This window comes from Deltaproteobacteria bacterium, assembly GCA_016709225.1.
Lineage (GTDB): Bacteria > Myxococcota_A > Polyangia > Nannocystales > Nannocystaceae > Xiheibacterium > Xiheibacterium phototrophicum.
Genome location: JADJEE010000002.1, coordinates 1,475,993 through 1,488,687, shown reverse-complemented (window position 1 = coordinate 1,488,687; position 12,695 = coordinate 1,475,993). Strand labels below are relative to the sequence as shown.

Sequence of the window (12,695 nt, the reverse complement as noted above, 5' to 3'; positions counted from 1 at the left end):
CGCATGCGCATCCTCGTCACCGGCGGTGCCGGCTTCGTCGGCAGCCACGTCGCCGAGGGGCTGGTGGCGCAAGGACACGAGGTCGTCGTGGTCGGTGTCGCACGCGAGGAGGGCCCCAATCGCGTGCCCGACGGCGCGGCCTTCGAGCAGGTCAGCGTCACCGATCGCGAGGGCATCGAGCGCGCGTTCGCGACGTGGAAGCCCGAGGTCGTCAGCCATCACGCGGCGGTCGCAAACGTCACCCGCAGCGTGCGCGACCCGCTGCACGACGCCGAGGTCAACGTCATGGGCTCGCTGGTGGTCCTGCAGGCGTGCCTGCGCCACGGCGTCTCACGGCTGGTGTTCGCGAGCACCGGCGGGGCGATCTACGGCGACGTGCCCGAGGGCACCAAGGCCAAGGTCGACTCACCGGTGTTCCCGATGAGCCCGTATGCCTGCAGCAAGCTCGCGGTCGAGTACTACCTGCGTGCGGCCGCGCGCGAGCACGGGCTGGCGGTCAACATCCTGCGCTACGGCAACGTCTACGGCCCGCGGCAGAGCAAGCACGGCGCGGCCGCGATCGCGGTCTTCTGCGCGCAGATCCTCCGCGGCGAGCCCATCACGATCACCGCGCGGCGCGACAGCGGTGACGACGGCTGCATCCGCGACTACGTCTACGTGCGTGACTGCGTGCGCGCGAACGTCATCGCCGCCGCCGGCGAGCTCGACGTGCAGGTGCTCAACGTCTGCACCGGCGTGCCCGCGACCACCGCCGACATCGCGCGCGGCCTGATGCGCGCGCTCGGGCGTGAGGTGCCGTTGCTGCGTGCGCCGCGTCGCCCCGGTGACGTCGAGCGCTCCGCCATCGACGAGCGCGAGTTCGTGCGACTGGTCGGCGAGCCGACCCCGCTCGACGAGGGGCTTCGCCTCACCGCCGAGTGGTTCGCGGCCAACGTCGATCCCAACGCGCCGCTCTGAGCGGCCGCGCGCGAGCCCGCACTCACCGTCGGGGCGCTTCGCCGGTCGCCCAGCGCGTGAGTACGTCGGCGACGCCGGCCGGCAGCGGCTGGTCGGGTGGCATCTCGCCGGCCGCGACGCGTCGACCGATCGCCGCCGAGTGCAGCAGCGCGGCGGCATCGCTCTCGAAGGTCGCGAAGGCCTCGGCGGTGCCGTCGGTGCCGTGACATCGCACGCAGTGCTCGCCGAGGATCGCCCGTACTTCGTCGGGCACGCGCGCGGTGCTGGGGATCGGCTTGCTCTCGACCTTGGGCATGTCGTCGAGCGTCAGCGGCTCACGGCTGTAGAGCGTGGTGAGCGGGACCTCGCTGGTGTACGCGTGGCACACCACGCAGTTGCCGAGGTCGCTCGGCCACGGCGGCATCAGCTCGAGCTTGCCGTCGTAGTAGTCGAGGTTGCGCAGGCGCTCGGCCGCCACGAATGCGATCTGCTGCTTGGGGCGCGTGATGGGCTCGCGCAGCTGCGTGAGCTCCTCGTAGATCGGTCGCGCGCGGTCGAGCTCGCCGAGCGTCACATGCCCCTCGGCCAGCTCGAACATGAAGTTCTCGTAGGTGTTGGGGCATTGCTCGGGATCGCGGGCACCCTCGCGCAGCTGGGACCACCGCGCGCGCAGCTGGGTGAAGTAGTTCACCGCATCGCGCACGCGCTGCTTCTTGCCGCTGGGAATGTTGCCGGCGAAGAAGAACGAGAAGTTGCCCGCGACCGCGAGCAGCTCGATGTCCTCGGGGTCGCGGGTGGTCCGCTCGCGCAGCTGGTCCTCGAGCTGCTTGACCACGCCGTAGGCCGCGAGCAGGCGGCCGCGGTTGCGTAGCTCGAGGATGCGGCCCAGCTGGGAGAACGCGTAGGCGACGAACTGCTCGGAGCGCATCTCGCCGACCGCGACGTCGCCGAGGTACGCACGGTAGGCCTCGATCTGCGCCCCCGCCTTGCTGCCGTCGCGCTCGACCGCGCGCATGTTGTAGAAGCGACCGAGCGCGCGTGCCAGCTCGCGATCGTCGCGATCGAGCCGGAGCGCGGCCTCGAGGTCGAGCTCCGCCCGCTCGCGCAGCGACAGCACGCCCGAGAGTGCGAAGCGCATGTGGGCGAGGCCCGAGGCCTTGCGGGCCTGCGCATCGTCGGGGTGCGCGTCGGCGTTCGCGGCCAGCTTCGCGAGGTACTCGGTCTGCGCGGGCGTCAGCGCGAGGTCGCGTCGCAGCGCCGGGTCGGGCGCGCGGTGGTCGGTGCCGGTACGCGTGGGCTCGCCCCGGGGATGGCAGCCGAGCAACACCGCCAGCGCCCCCAGTGCGAGCACCCGCGCCCGCGCATGGCCGCTCATGTCTGGTCTTCTTCGCGCAGGCGAATCGGGCCGAACTTCTCCGGGTCCTGGGCCATCGGCGCGGCGTTGCCGTAGAACGCTCGGATGCGGTCCATGTCGACGTGCACGTCGCCGGTCATCTCGATCGGGTCTGCGAAGCCGCCGACCTTGTTGCGATAGTCGAGGAAGCCCGGCACCACCGGCACCTTGGCCCCGAGCGCGATGCGATAGAAGCCGGACTTCCAGTACTCCGTCCGCTTGCGCGTGCCCTCGGGCGGGATGACGAGGTAGAAGTCGTCGCGGCGCTCGAACTCCCGCACCATCTGATCGACCATGCCGTGCTTCGCGGAGCGATCGATGGGGACCCCGCCGACGCCGCGCACGAGCGGGCCGGTCAGGCCCTTGCCCCACGCGTCCTTCACCATCCACGAGATCGGCAGGCCCACGGACTGCGACAGCAGCACCAGCAGCACCCCGTCTTGGTTGGCGGTGTGCGGCACCGCCAGGCACACCGCCTTGCGCGGCGCAGGCAGCTCGCCCACGTAGCGCCAGCCTCCGAGGGCGGCGAGCCCTGCACGCGCGATGCGTGCGTTCCAGCTGTCGCGGTTGCCCTTGGCCACGGTGCTCCTCGGCGCAGCGGAGCGTAGCGCGGCCACGGCGACCCAGGGGGAAAGCCGCCGTGGGGCCGCGTGCGCCCACGCAAGCGGGGCACCAGGGATCGAACTGCCGCCCCGCACGACTACGAAGCGCACGCGATGGCCGCGATCGGACGCTTCTGGGTCGGGACCCTCAACGCAGAGACACTGTGCCATGCGGGACAGCGTCTGCTGCAGACGCCCACGTGGCCGGGCTACGACCGCGGCAGCTACGGCGCCAAGGTGGCGTGGCTGGCCCACATGCTCGACGAAGGGCCGCTCGACGTGTTGGGTCTGCAGGAGCGCCACAGCCGTCAGGCCCTCGACGACGTGCTGCATGCGTCGAAGCTCCGGGGGGCCGAGGTCTTCGCGCCCGGCCTCGACGCCGAGGTGCCCCACCACGACGATGGCGTGGCGTTCGTCGGCGGACCCCACAACGCACTGGTCACACGCGTGGAGATCGTCGACGCCGAAGCCATCGTGGACTTCCCGGCCAGCGTCCGCGCGGGGGTCTGCGAGCTCGCCGACGGCGACCCTGCGCACCTGCGACGCTTCGGTCGCGCGATGCTGCGGGCCACGCTGCGGCTGCACGGCGGCGCGGCGGTGACGGTCTTCGTCGCGCATCTGCACTCGCGACGCGGCCGCTTCGACGATGGCGTCGATCGCTCTCACCCGGTCGGCGTCGCGTTGGCGGCCGCGCGGGCGCACGTGGTGCGCACCGCCGAGGCGGTCGCGCTGCGGGCCCTGGTGGTCGAGCAGCTCGAGACCAGTGAGCAGCCGGTCATCGTGCTGGGCTGCTTCAACGACACGCTGTGGTCGACGACCACCCAGCTGGTGGCGGGGCCGGTCGCCGCACGGCTCGGCGACATCGAGGCCGGCGAACGCCTGCTCCACAGCGCCAACGAGCTCGACGACGGAGGCGACTGCGACCCCGACGAGTACTCGCACGTGTTCGATGGGCGCGCGCAGCTGCTCGATCACGTCTTGGTCAGCGAGCAGCTGCAGCGGCGCAATCCCAACCGCATCGGTCGGGTCCGCAACGTCCGGGTGCTCAACCAACACCTCCTCGATGCCGGCCACTCGGTCGCCAGCACCCCGCCGCCCTCGGTCCGCACCGACCACGCGTTGGTCGCCGCGCAGATCTCGTTCGACTGACGGCGTCGCGCTCCAGGATCGCGGCCAGCGGGCTCTGCTACGCTGCGGGCGTGTCGTCGCGGTCGCTGTGGTTCGCCGCACTGTTCCTGCTCGGCTGTCGCTCGCAGGGTCTCGCGCTCGTGTCGGTGGCCCCTGCGCCCCCGCAGCCGTCGATGCCTGCGCCGGTGCCCGCCGCACTGCCGCCCCCGGTCGCGACCACGGCGGCCGACGAGTGCAACGCCGAGGTTGCCCAGCTCGAGCGCCACGACGGTGATCTCACCGTGCACGCACCACCGGACCCGCCCGCGCAACGCGAGTTCCGCGGCCGCCTGCGCACGCACGTCGAGGGTGGACTCGCGAACGGCATGGCGCGCACGTGGGTCGGACCCAACGTGCCGCAGTTCGTCCCGCTGATGACCGACGGCGCGGAGCTGTTCCTGCTCGAACGCGATGGTGACGACTACGTCGCGCTCTACCGCGAGCCGTACGACCGCGGCCGCTGTGGCGGCAGCGATGCCCGCAACTGCACCTTCGTGGTGCGCGGCTTCTCCCGCTGCGGCGAGGAGCGCTTCCGGCTCGACCTCGATCGCTACCTCTCGCGGCCCGATCACCTCGAGGTGCAGGACCTCCGCGTCGCGGGCGGCGTCGTCTACTTCAACGAGGCCTGTCAGAGCTACGCCGCCGAGGCGCGGGGCCGCTGCTCCGCGCTGGTCGCGGTCGACGCCACCAGCGGCGAGCTGCGCTGGCGCAGCGCAAACCTGGTCTCGAACAACCGCTTCCTCGTGCTCGGCGACTGGATCGTCAGCGGCTATGGCTTCACCGCCGAGCGCGACGTGCTCGTGCTCGTGCGGCGCAGCGACGGCGAGGTCGTTCAGCGCGTGCGGCTCGCGAAGTCCCACGAGGATCTGTGGGTCGACGACGACGGCCAGCTGGTGGTCGTGCTGTACGGCGGTCAGCAGCGGGTGTTCGAGCTGCGCGGCTTCGATGGCGACGCTGCCCGGCTGGTACCGCGGTAGCGGCCGCGCAGCGCCCGTGCAGGGCGCCCGCTATCGCTTCGACCGCGAGGCGCGGCCGTCGGGGCGGGCCTCGCTGGTCACGCGCACGCTGCCGGCCTTGCCGGCCTTCTCCTGCTGTCCACGCTCGGCCACGAGCTGGGCAAGCTTCGATCGGGCCGAGGGCGAGGCACCGATCTCGCGCTCCAAGATGTCCATCAGGGTCGTCAGACGCATCGCAGATCGAGGTACCGCGATCAGGGAGATCGGATCCATCGTCGCGCTTCGCACAGATCCTCCGAGATCTGCATCGCAGCGCCGATCTGCGATCCCGACGTCGAATCTTGGCTCGATCCGATCTCCGATCAGATCTCGGCGACCGCTCGCGGCGACGCGAGATCTCGGGTTGGAGATCGCTTCGAAGGCAGCGATCTCGCTGCTTGTTCGTGCAGTCCTGACGCCGACACGCTCGCGCCGCTAGCGATCTGCGCGCGACCCAGGTGCACGACGTTGCCGCGCGCGAGTCGGTGCTCCGCGCCGCCGGCCAGTCGCACCAGCTCGGCGTGGCGCGACGATACCGACAGCGCGACGTGAGCCTCCAACAGCAACTTGCCGTGCGCGACGTGGAACCGCGCGGAGCGAGGGGGACAGTCGGCGATGCGGAGATCGTCGTCGGGACCGCTGCCGACCCACAGCCCGCGCTCGCCCACACCGAAGATGCCGCCCCCACTGTGGCGCAGAACCCACGAGGGGGCGAGCGCGTCGACGCTCGTCGATGCCCTGAGCGTCACCGTCAGTCCGGGGAACGTCGACGAACGTCACGACGCGATCCCGTCAGTACCCGAGGTCGTGTTTCTGCGCCTCGGCGAGCGTGTGATGGAGCCGTCGGGCCACGCGCCGAGGCTCGCGAGCACGAAGTGGCCGGCCGCCGTCGACACCCCAACGCCTCATTCGCGCAGCCCCGGTGGCGGCAGCACGGGCCCCCCGCCCGGTGCGTCGTCCTGCACGGCGAGGCACTGCGCCACCGCACCGAGGCCCGGGATCGCATCGAACACGGTCGCGAGCGCCGAGGAGGCGTCGGTGAGCATGCCTTCGCCGAAGCCGACCAGCACCGGATCGATGATGTTGAGGTAGCAGGGGTTGGCCGGTGCCAGCACGGCCTTGGCCTCGTCGCGCCACCAGAAGTAGAGCGAGCGCGCGGTCCACAGGTACGTGAAATCGTAGGCGGTCGGGTTCGGTCGCCACGCGGCGATGCGATCGGGGTCGACGCGATAGTTGGCCTCGTGGGCCAGCACCAGCGCTTGCGCGTCGTCGAGGGCGTCGCGGGCGACCTGCAGCCGCGCCGCGAGCTCGGCATCGTCCTGGTCGTAGATGCCGTCGACGTAGTTGTAGAGCGCATGCACCTGACGGGCACGCAGGGCGGTCATGCGCGCACCGACGGCGAGATCGGCGAACAGCGGCGCGGCCTCGCTCGGGATCTCGGGCGCGAGTTCTTCGAGCTGGTCGGCGATGTCACCGAAGCGGGTCTCCATCTCGGCCAGCAGCGGATCGAGCTGCGACGAGTAGGCCGGCGGTGAGTGCAGCGGGTTGCGCATCTCGACCAGGCCGAGCTTCTCGGGCTGGGTCATCGTGAAGCTGATGCCGGGGATGTCCTGCCCGAGATCGGTGAGGTCGTCGAAGGGCTCCCAGCCCTGCAGGTAGGCCTGCCCATTGCGTCGCACGATGTCCGACGGCGCCGTGCCATTCACGCGGCCTTCGATCAGGAGCTCGTGCTCGGCCTTGGACAGCTGCACCAACAGCGACGCGACCTGGGGCCCGACGGTGCCGAACGGCTGCACGATGGGCTCGAGCGCGGCGAACAACGCCGCGTCGTCGTCGAGATCGGTGCGAGGGTTCCATGCCGCTCGGGCGGCGACGACCTCTTGCACCCAATAGCCCCACTCCCAGCCGCTCGAGAAGGTGAGCTGGCCGTCGATGGGCGCGCCAGCGTGCTCGTCGCAGCCAGTGAGGCCGGCGTCCTCGGCCTGTGCGATGAGCCGCGCGTCGTGCAGGCGTCGCTCGGCGTACACCGGCAACAGCAGCGGCACGTCGACGTCGAAGCTCACCCAGTACGCGGCCTCCGGGTGCCACACCACCGTGCGTCGGCCGGCCTCCTCGGCGAGGAACTCGAACATGAACGCGAAGTCGGTGTTGCCGTAGGTCGGCGCCGGATCGTCGACCGCGTAGTGCTGCACGGTGTGCGGCATGATGCCGAGCCGCGCATCGGCGTAGTGGGGCAGGAAGTTGAAGTTGAGCGGCTCGCCGGTGTCCGGGTCGGTGTAGTTGGCGACGGTCTGGCCGCTCGACGTGTGGATCTTGATGAGCGCGGTGCGGCCGTGGGCCTCGTCGAGGTGGCGCGCGAGCTCGTCCATCCACGCGACCATGCGGGTGTCGTCGGGCGCGGTGAACTCGGTGGTGCCGCTCTCGGTGGCGAGGTAGTCGAACTGCGCCGCCATCAGCCAGTCGACCCGATCGCGCAGCTCGGCGAGCTCCTCGTCGAGCACGCCCGAGTCGGTTCGCACCAGCCGCCAGGTGTTCTGCTGGTGCAGGCGGATCGGCACGTCGACGCCGACCCAGATGCCGAACGCGTGGGCGCGCTCGACCATCGTCTGCAGCCGGCCGCGTCGCTCGTCGCTGTCGGCGAAGGTCGCCCAGCCCTCCGAGTACAGCAGCAGCCAGTGCACGCGGTTCTGTCGGTTTGCGAGCATCCACTCGAGGAACGCGTCCCACTCGCCAAGGCTCGCCTGCCAGCCGGCGAAGTCGTCGGGGCCACCGGGGCCCCAGCCCTGCAGCATCTCGGTCAGCTCGAGCGGGTGCATGGTGTGCAGCTGCACGCCGCGAATCGGCCATCGCGGCGCATCGGTGCGGTCGATGCTCGGCAGCGTGTCCGGCAGCGCCGCGGGGCGCGTCGGTGCCAGCGGGTGGAGGAACGCGAAGCCCAGCGACTCGAGCAGTGCATAGCTGCCGTAGCCGAGCCCGAGCTCGGCGTGTCCGAACGGATCGGGATCGATCGCGGCGCCGTCGGTCACCAACGCCGCGGCGCCGGCCACCGTGCCCGAGCGCAGGATGAAGCCTTCGCTGGGTACGCCGGCGAGCTCGTCGGCGCTGATCAGCGCGCGCGTCGAGCTGTTGTCGCCAAAGCCCAGCACCCAGCTGTCGGGATGCACGTCGTCGATGCTGTCGCCGGCGTCGAGCTCGACCACGGGACGATCGGCCACGGCTTCGATGTGCTCGACGACGCGGGCGCGCACGGTGGTCGAGACGTCGTCGCCGAAGTGCAGCAGGATCTGGGGTGTCCCGGGATCGACCCCGGTGGTGCCGCCGTCACTGCTGTCGGCGGGGCTGGTCGTGGTCGACAGGGTCCCCGACCCGGAGCCCCCCGTGGTGTCGGCACCAGTGCTGTCGTCGCCCGAGCCATCGGCGGCGCTCGAGTCGTTGCGGCAGGCCGCGAGGGCCAACAGGAGCGGAATCGAACCGTGGAGCCGTGCGCAGCCGCGATGCATGGGACGCCCATGATGCCCGGGATGCGCGGCGGTTGCCTCGCACCGACGCGAGCTGTCGCACGCGATCTCATCGCATCCCCGCCGCAGCGGCGACCTGCTCGCGCGCCCACGCCAGGAACGGGTCGTGCTCGTGTCGCTCGTGCCAGAACATCGACACCGGGAAGCCCTCGATCGGCAGCGGCGGCGCGACCACCTCGAGCGCGAGGTAGCGTCGCACGGACTCCGCGGATCGCTGGCCGCACGTCAACACGGCGTCGGAGCCCGCGACGATCTCGGCCGCGACGTGGAAGCTCGGCACCACCGCGGCGATGCGACGCCGCAGGCCTCGCTTGCGCAGCGCGAGGCCGACCGAGCCGATGACCTTGCCGGCCGGCGAGATGAGCACGTGGTCGAGCGCTGCGAAGCGCTTGACGGTGAGGCGCGTGCGCAGGGCGGGATGCCCGCGCCGCAGCACGCACACGAAGGGCTCGCGGTGGATCTCGCGGCTGCGCAGGCCGGTCACCGTGCGCGAGCCCGAGATGCCGAGATCGATCTCGTCGCGGGCGAGCGCGGCCGCGGACGCAGGCTGGAACGGCAACACCACCAGATCGACGCTCGGGGCTTCCCGCTGCAGCGCGCGGTGCAGCGGCGGCACCACCAGAGCCTGGGCGAAGTCCACCGCCGCGAGCCGCAGCGGGCGACGCTCGGCGGCGGGATCGAACCGCTTGGGCGCTGCGACCACGCGCTCGAGCAGGGCGAGGCCGTCGCGCAGGGGCACTGCCAACGCCTGCGCGCGCGCGGTCGCGGCCATCTGGCGTCCGACGCGAACGAGGATGGGGTCGTCGAGCAGCGCGCGCAGGCGGGCCAGCGTGTGACTCATCGCCGACGGGCTGACCGACAGCCGCCTCGCCGCACGCTCGACGTGACGAGTCTGCAGCAGCGCGTCGAGGGCCACGAGCAGGTTGGTGTCGAGCGCGGCGAGTTGGCTGCGTTCCATGCTGGCCGAGCATACCTGCATGCGGTGCAGGTATGGGCCTGAGTATCTTGCATTTGGATTCATGCCTGGGCGGCCGCAGCTTGGGGCCCACCAGAGGGACCACGACCATGCGACACACCATTGCCCATGCATTCTTCTCGCTCCTGCCCGTGATGGGCGCCTGCACCACCGACGACCCCCAGGACGACGACGTCGGCAGCAGCACCGGCGCGGACACCAGCGGCAGCACCGGCGCGGACACCACGACCACCGCGACGACCACGATGAGCACCGACGGCACCGGCAGTACCGATGGCGGCAGCACCGACGGCGCTTCGAGTGACGGCGGCTCGGACTCGGGCTCGACCGGCGGGGGCGCACCGCTCGAGCTCGAGCCGGTGGTGGTGTTCGATCCCGCCGCGTTCGAGCTGCCCGAGGGGCTCGCGATCGACGGCGGCGACGCGCTGGTCGGCTTCGCGTTCACGGGCGCGATCGAGCGCATCACGCTCGCTGACGGCGCTCGTTCCGTGGTGGCCACGACCCCGCCGCCGCCGCCGAACACGAGCTTCGTCACCGGCATCACCACCGACGGCGACGGCCAGATCTACGCCGCGGTGGTCTCGTTCACCGCCGAGCTCGCGGCCGGCATCTACCGTGCGCCCGCCGAGGGCGGCGACGCGGTGTTGTGGGCCAGTGATCCCGCGATGGTGTTCCCCAACGGCTTCGCGTGGTCGGCCGCGGATACCCTGCTCGTGACCGACTCCGTCTACGGCGGCGTGTTCGAGATCGATGCCGACGGCCTCGCGACGCCGTGGCTGCAGCTGGCCTCGCTGGAGGGTGATGCGAGCAACTGCGGCGGCACCAGTGACATCGCGGTTGGGGCCAACGGCATCGCGCGCGATGGTGATGTGCTGTGGGTGGTCGGTGGCGACCAGGGGGTGGTCGTGCGCGTGCCCATCGAGCCCGACGGCAGCGCCGGCCTGCCCGAGACCGTCGCGGGGCCGGACTGCGAGCTCGCGGGCCTCGACGGCATCGTGCTCGACGACGACGGCAGCGTGATCGCGGCCGTCAACCGCAGCAACCGCATCGTTCGCGTCACCGCCGACGGCGACGTGGCGGTGCTCGCCGAGGGCCCACCGCTCGACTTTCCCGCCAGCGTCGCGATCACCGACGATGGCGGCGAGCGAGCGCTCGTCGTCACCGGCTTCGCGCTCGGGGAGTTCCTCGCCGGCGGTGCGCCGGCGCCAGCACTGCTGCGCGCGGCGTTGCCGTAGCCGCCGCGTACGCCCGGCCCCGCGGCTGCAGCTGCGGGGCCGTAGGGCGGTCGCACCGTCCGCCTGCGACTGTCGCCGTGAGTGCTGCGGTCGCGTGCATTCCGACGATCGCTCCAGCAGCGACCGCTCGTGCCGCGCCGCTCGATCGCAGGAACAGTGGGCTGGCGCGGGCAGTCGACCCATCGCCGGCACGAACGGCGAAGGGGCGACAGGAGATGGCGGGAGGAGCATCGGGGGCGATCGCGTTGTGGGCGAGGGACGTCAACCGTCAGCTTCGCGAGCTCAATCGCGGCCGTGCGAAGCGAGTTCACGTGCGACCAACCGGTGTGGGCGCGCGCATGCACGATGCCGTGCCCGTGGATCTGTCTGGGCTGCGGTTGGCTCGACGACGGGCCGCGCGCCGGTGATCCGATGCGCACGGAGGGCACGCGTACGCCAACGTACCCGTGTCGTCACTGCGGCAGTCCGGCGTGGCTCGATCTCGGCGATGCGGCCGCGGCCGCGAACCTGCGGGAGCTCGAGCTCGCCGACCTCGGTGCGCGACGACGACGACTGACCGACGGCGCGCGCACGCTGGCCCTCGCGGTCGGAGGGCTGACGCCGGCGCTGCTCGGTGCGCCGCTCGGGGTGGCGATCGTCGGCGGGGCCATCGGCTGTGCGATGGCATCGCGCAGGTTGATCGCGTTGCTCCGCGATTCAGAGCGAATGCGCAGCCCGTGGCGCTGGCGATTGCCCGAGCTGGCCTCGCCGCGTGTCGGCGAGGTGACACGTACCGGCGTCGTGACGGCGGACAGCCGCACGCGCGCGCCGTTGAGCGGTCGGCCGTGCGTGGCCTGGCGCGTCGACGTTCGCCACGCCCGCGCCCAGCGAGGCGCGGTCGCCCTCGCGGAGCAGGGCAGCGTGCCGCTCGCGATCGACGGCACGTGGCTGCCGGCCGCGCCGCTGCTGGCGCTGCCGCTCGAGCCGTGCCCCGGCTCCGAGGCAGCATCGACGTTCCTCGCGTCCAGGGGCCTCGATCCCAATGATGCGCTCACGCTGCACGAGGCGGTGCTCGACGCCGACACCGTGGTGGCGCTGCACCACGTCCATCACCGCGGCGCGGGCATCCTCTGCGCCCATCGCGGGTGATGCCACCGCAGGCGACGGCAGCGTGTGCGTCGGCGCCTCGCCACCCGCGAGCTCGCGCCCGGCAGCCGGGGCTGCGGCGAGCGCCTCACAACGCCGCCATCCGCAGCACACCGGCGGTGTGATTTCGCAAGACATCAGGGGTGCCACGGGACTAGCCTCGCCGCCCACGTGGCCGAGCACGACGACCCCGAAGAACCCGGCGACTCGTCGCGTGCGAGTCATCGCGAGACCTCCGCGCGCATGCGAGCGATCGCCTTGCTCGCAAATCGCCTGATCGGACTCAAGCCCGGGGTGCTCGCGAGCGTGCCGCTGACGCCCGAGCTCGACGAGGCCGTGCGCGCGTGCCAGGGCTTCACCAAGAACGCCCGCGCGCGCCAGCTTCGACGCATCGGCTCGCTGCTGCGCGCCACCGACCTGGCACCCATCGAAGCCGCCATGCGGGAGATCGAGACCGGCCGCGGCGAGCGATCGCGTCGCGAGCAGAGCTACGAACACTGGCGCGTGCGGCTGCTGAAGGAGGGCGACCCCGCGATGACGGCGTTCGTGCGCGCGCACCCCAGCGCCGATGTCCAGGCGCTGCGACAGCACGTGCGCATGGCCGTGCGTGAGCCCGAGAGCCCGCGGGGCAAGGGCGCCGCGCGTGAGCTGTTGCGGGCGATCCGTGCGCTCGGCGAGGGCGCGCAGGCCAGCGCCGAGCCGGACGCATCGACCGACGACGACGACGCGACGTGACACGTCGCCGTCG

At 71.7% G+C, this 12,695-nt stretch carries 12 protein-coding genes; 6 read left to right on the top strand and 6 right to left on the bottom strand.

What is annotated here, in order from left to right; translation table 11 throughout:
* The first annotated feature begins 3 nt into the window (after positions 1-3).
* Complete coding sequence (locus tag IPH07_20400) at positions 4-957, top strand: SDR family NAD(P)-dependent oxidoreductase (protein ID MBK6919768.1); 954 nt, start codon at positions 4-6, stop codon at positions 955-957.
* Positions 958-979: 22 nt separating this feature from the next.
* Here IPH07_20400 and IPH07_20395 read toward each other — a convergent pair whose 3' ends face one another.
* Both IPH07_20395 and IPH07_20390 read right to left on the bottom strand, forming a co-directional pair.
* Positions 980-2,311, bottom strand: coding sequence for a cytochrome c (locus IPH07_20395; protein ID MBK6919767.1), 1,332 nt, complete (start codon positions 2,309-2,311; stop codon positions 980-982).
* Positions 2,308-2,910 (bottom strand): 1-acyl-sn-glycerol-3-phosphate acyltransferase, encoded by a 603-nt coding sequence (locus IPH07_20390; protein MBK6919766.1) that lies wholly within the window; start codon positions 2,908-2,910, stop codon positions 2,308-2,310. Before IPH07_20390 ends, IPH07_20395 begins: the two co-directional genes overlap by 4 nt.
* A gap of 135 nt (positions 2,911-3,045) precedes the next feature.
* Between IPH07_20390 and IPH07_20385 the strand changes: the two genes are divergently transcribed.
* Both IPH07_20385 and IPH07_20380 read left to right on the top strand, forming a co-directional pair.
* Positions 3,046-4,080: a hypothetical protein gene (locus IPH07_20385; GenBank protein ID MBK6919765.1), complete on the top strand. Its 1,035-nt coding sequence runs from the start codon at positions 3,046-3,048 to the stop codon at positions 4,078-4,080.
* Positions 4,081-4,130: 50 nt separating this feature from the next.
* Positions 4,131-5,075, top strand: a complete 945-nt coding sequence (locus IPH07_20380; GenBank protein MBK6919764.1) for a hypothetical protein — start codon at positions 4,131-4,133, stop codon at positions 5,073-5,075.
* Positions 5,076-5,105: 30 nt separating this feature from the next.
* Here the strand turns inward: IPH07_20380 and IPH07_20375 are convergent, their stop codons facing one another.
* From IPH07_20375 to IPH07_20360, 4 genes are all read right to left on the bottom strand, one after another.
* Positions 5,106-5,288, bottom strand: coding sequence for a hypothetical protein (locus IPH07_20375; GenBank protein ID MBK6919763.1), 183 nt, complete (start codon positions 5,286-5,288; stop codon positions 5,106-5,108).
* A 128-nt stretch (positions 5,289-5,416) separates the two neighbouring features.
* Positions 5,417-5,842, bottom strand: a complete 426-nt coding sequence (locus IPH07_20370; protein ID MBK6919762.1) for a hypothetical protein — start codon at positions 5,840-5,842, stop codon at positions 5,417-5,419.
* A gap of 156 nt (positions 5,843-5,998) precedes the next feature.
* Complete coding sequence (locus IPH07_20365) at positions 5,999-8,593, bottom strand: hypothetical protein (protein ID MBK6919761.1); 2,595 nt, start codon at positions 8,591-8,593, stop codon at positions 5,999-6,001.
* A 67-nt stretch (positions 8,594-8,660) separates the two neighbouring features.
* Positions 8,661-9,569: a LysR family transcriptional regulator gene (locus IPH07_20360; GenBank protein MBK6919760.1), complete on the bottom strand. Its 909-nt coding sequence runs from the start codon at positions 9,567-9,569 to the stop codon at positions 8,661-8,663.
* 107 nt (positions 9,570-9,676) lie between these two features.
* Between IPH07_20360 and IPH07_20355 the strand changes: the two genes are divergently transcribed.
* From IPH07_20355 to IPH07_20345, 3 genes are all read left to right on the top strand, one after another.
* The gene (locus tag IPH07_20355; GenBank protein ID MBK6919759.1) at positions 9,677-10,822 is read left to right on the top strand and encodes a hypothetical protein; all 1,146 of its coding nucleotides are present in this window, start codon (positions 9,677-9,679) and stop codon (positions 10,820-10,822) included.
* Between the two features lie 294 nt (positions 10,823-11,116).
* A complete protein-coding gene (locus IPH07_20350; GenBank protein MBK6919758.1) occupies positions 11,117-11,950 on the top strand; it encodes a hypothetical protein in 834 nt (277 codons plus the stop codon).
* A 168-nt stretch (positions 11,951-12,118) separates the two neighbouring features.
* Entirely contained in the window at positions 12,119-12,682 is a 564-nt protein-coding gene (locus tag IPH07_20345; GenBank protein ID MBK6919757.1) for a DUF615 domain-containing protein, read from the top strand.
* Positions 12,683-12,695 lie beyond the last annotated feature (13 nt).

Excerpts from the sequence above, each read along its gene's own strand:
- IPH07_20400 (MBK6919768.1), top strand. The coding sequence starts at position 4 with ATGCGCATCCTCGTCACCGGCGGTGCCGGCTTCGTCGGCAGCCACGTC.
- IPH07_20395 (MBK6919767.1), bottom strand. The coding sequence starts at position 2,311 with ATGAGCGGCCATGCGCGGGCGCGGGTGCTCGCACTGGGGGCGCTGGCG.
- IPH07_20385 (MBK6919765.1), top strand. The coding sequence starts at position 3,046 with ATGGCCGCGATCGGACGCTTCTGGGTCGGGACCCTCAACGCAGAGACA.
- IPH07_20375 (MBK6919763.1), bottom strand. The coding sequence starts at position 5,288 with ATGCGTCTGACGACCCTGATGGACATCTTGGAGCGCGAGATCGGTGCC.
- IPH07_20365 (MBK6919761.1), bottom strand. The coding sequence starts at position 8,593 with ATGCATCGCGGCTGCGCACGGCTCCACGGTTCGATTCCGCTCCTGTTG.
- IPH07_20360 (MBK6919760.1), bottom strand. The coding sequence starts at position 9,569 with ATGGAACGCAGCCAACTCGCCGCGCTCGACACCAACCTGCTCGTGGCC.
- IPH07_20355 (MBK6919759.1), top strand. The coding sequence starts at position 9,677 with ATGCGACACACCATTGCCCATGCATTCTTCTCGCTCCTGCCCGTGATG.